The sequence below is a fragment of the Acidovorax sp. HMWF018 genome (genome assembly GCF_003061035.1).
Taxonomy (GTDB): Bacteria; Pseudomonadota; Gammaproteobacteria; order Burkholderiales; family Burkholderiaceae_C; genus Acidovorax; species Acidovorax delafieldii.
On the sequence record NZ_QAIM01000587.1, the window covers coordinates 1 to 2,268 of the forward strand.

Here is a 2,268-nt window from a genome sequence, read left to right on the forward strand (position 1 = left end):
GCATTGCGGGCTATGGCGCCATTGGCCGCGCGGTGGCCGTGCGTGCACAGGCGCTGGGCATGCAGGTGGTGGTGCTGCGGCGTGGGGGTGCGCCGGTGGATGGAGGGGGTGAAGGGGATGAAGGCGTGCAGGCGGTGGGCTCCATCGAGCAGCTGCTGGCAGCGTCTGACCACCTGGTGCTGGCCCTGCCCATCACCGCGCAGACCTACCACCTCATCAACGCGGCCACGCTGGCCCATGCGCGGCCGGGGCTGCACCTGGTGAACATTGCGCGCGGCGCCCTGGTGGACCAGCAGGCACTGCTGCAGGCGCTGGATGCGGGCCGCCTGTCGGGCGCCACGCTGGATGTGACAGACCCCGAGCCTTTGCCCGACGGCCACCCTCTGTACCACCACTCGCGTGTGCGCATCACGCCGCATGTGTCGTGGGCCGCACAAGGGGCTGCGGAGGTGACGGCGCGCAAGTTTGTGGGCAACCTGCAGCGCTTTGTGGCCGGGCTGCCGCTGCACGACGTGGTGGACAGGGAGCGCGGCTACTGAGCGCCACAGGCCAGCGGGCCACCCCACCCATACCCCGCGCGCATGCGAAAACCGCATATGGATGCTTGCAAGCCTTCGTTGGCGCCGCGTGGGGTGGGTGATGCAATGAATGCCGAATCAACCTTGTCTTCATTGACCACACCATGCTGCGCCGCCAATTCCACCATCTGCTGACCGCCTCGGTCGCTGCCAGTTCGTTCCTGTCGCCCGTCCTCACCCATGCCCAAAACTCGTCACGCGTGCTGCTGCGTGCGGGCGACCAGAAGGGTGGGCTGCAGGCGCTGCTGGACGCAGCGGGTGAGCTCAAGAACCTGCCCTACGACATCAAGTGGAGCGAGTTCCCGGCGGCTGCGCCGCTGGCGGAGGCGCTCAACGCCAACGCGGTGGACTTTGGCCCCATTGGCGATGCGCCGCTGCTGTTCACGCTGGCGGCGGGCAGCCGGGTCAAGGCGTTTGCGGCCAGCCGCTCAGATGCCTACGGCACGGCCGTGCTGGTGGCGCCCCACTCGCCGCTCAAGACGGCGGCCGACCTCAAGGGCAAGAGCATTGCCACCAACCGGGGCTCCATCGGCCATCTGGTCACCCTCAAGGCGCTGGAGTCGGCAGGCCTCAAGGCCGACGATGTGCAGCTGCGCTTCATCCCGCCGCCAGACGCCAAGCTGGCGCTGACGCAGGGCTCGGTCGATGCCTGGGCCACGTGGGAGCCCTACACCGCGCTGGCCGAGACCAGCGGTCATGCGCGCGTGCTGGTCAGCGGCCGGGGCCTGTGGTCGGGCCTGAGCTTTCTGGCGGCCACCGATGCGGCCCTGGCAGAAAAGCGTGCAGCGCTGGCGGACTTCAAGGAGCGCGTGGCGCGTGCGCAGGTGTGGTCGTACCAGAACGCCAAGCCGTTTGGCCAGTCGCTGGCGCGCATCGTGGGCATTCCGGCCGATGCGGCGCAGCTGCAGTTTGAGCGCCGCGCCACCCGCTGGCAGGACATCGACGCCCAGGTGCTGGCCGACCAGCAGAAGACGGCCGACTTTTATCTGGCGGCAGGCCTCATCAAGCAGAGGCTGGATGTGCGGGGCACGTTCGACACCAGTTTCAATGTGGGCAAGGGCTGAGGACGGCTGCTCCCGACCGTTCGTCGTTCGGCGTTCGCCGTTTGCAGTCAGTCCGTCCCGGTGGGCGTTGGGCGGGTTGATGCGCTGGATGTCGTTCGCCAACCATCAACGGAACGCGCTGGTGTGTCCAACGCGCCCGTCCCTGACCTTGAGCCACCGGGGTGCATGCCGCCCCGCGCCAGCAACCTTGCGCTGGCCGCACCACAATCGGGTCATATGACCTCTTCTTCGACGATGCTGCGGGTGATCAGCCTGGCAGCCTTTTGCAGCATGGCTTCCATGCGTGTCTGCGACCCGATGCTGGTGTCCCTGGCACGCGAGTTTTCTGTCACTACGGGCGATGCGTCGGCCGTCATCGCGGCGTTTGCCGTGTCTTATGGCGTGCTGCAGTTGTTCTATGGCCCCCTGGGCGACCGGCTGGGCAAGGTGCGGGTGGTGATTGGCGCCACGTTTGCCTGTGCGCTCTTCAGCGGCGTGACGGCGCTGGCGCCCACGCTGCCGGTGCTGGTGGCGGCGCGTGCGGCCATGGGGGCGTCGGCGGCAGGCATCATCCCGCTGTCGATGGCATGGATTGGCGACAACGTGCCGTACGAGCAGCGTCAGGAGACTTTGGCACAGCTGATGGT

General features: G+C 67.8%; 3 protein-coding genes. All 3 read left to right on the plus strand.

Translation table 11 applies throughout. The features are described 5' to 3' along the window. A partial coding sequence (locus tag DBR23_RS24980) for an NAD(P)-dependent oxidoreductase (protein ID WP_304466242.1) occupies positions 1-539 on the plus strand: 539 nt, incomplete at its 5' end. Between the two features lie 143 nt (positions 540-682). Further along, positions 683-1,642, plus strand: a complete 960-nt coding sequence (locus tag DBR23_RS24985; protein ID WP_108499917.1) for an ABC transporter substrate-binding protein — start codon at positions 683-685, stop codon at positions 1,640-1,642. A 234-nt stretch (positions 1,643-1,876) separates the two neighbouring features. Beyond that, positions 1,877-2,268: MFS transporter (locus DBR23_RS31710; RefSeq protein WP_369882166.1), on the plus strand; the 392-nt coding region annotated here is incomplete at its 3' end.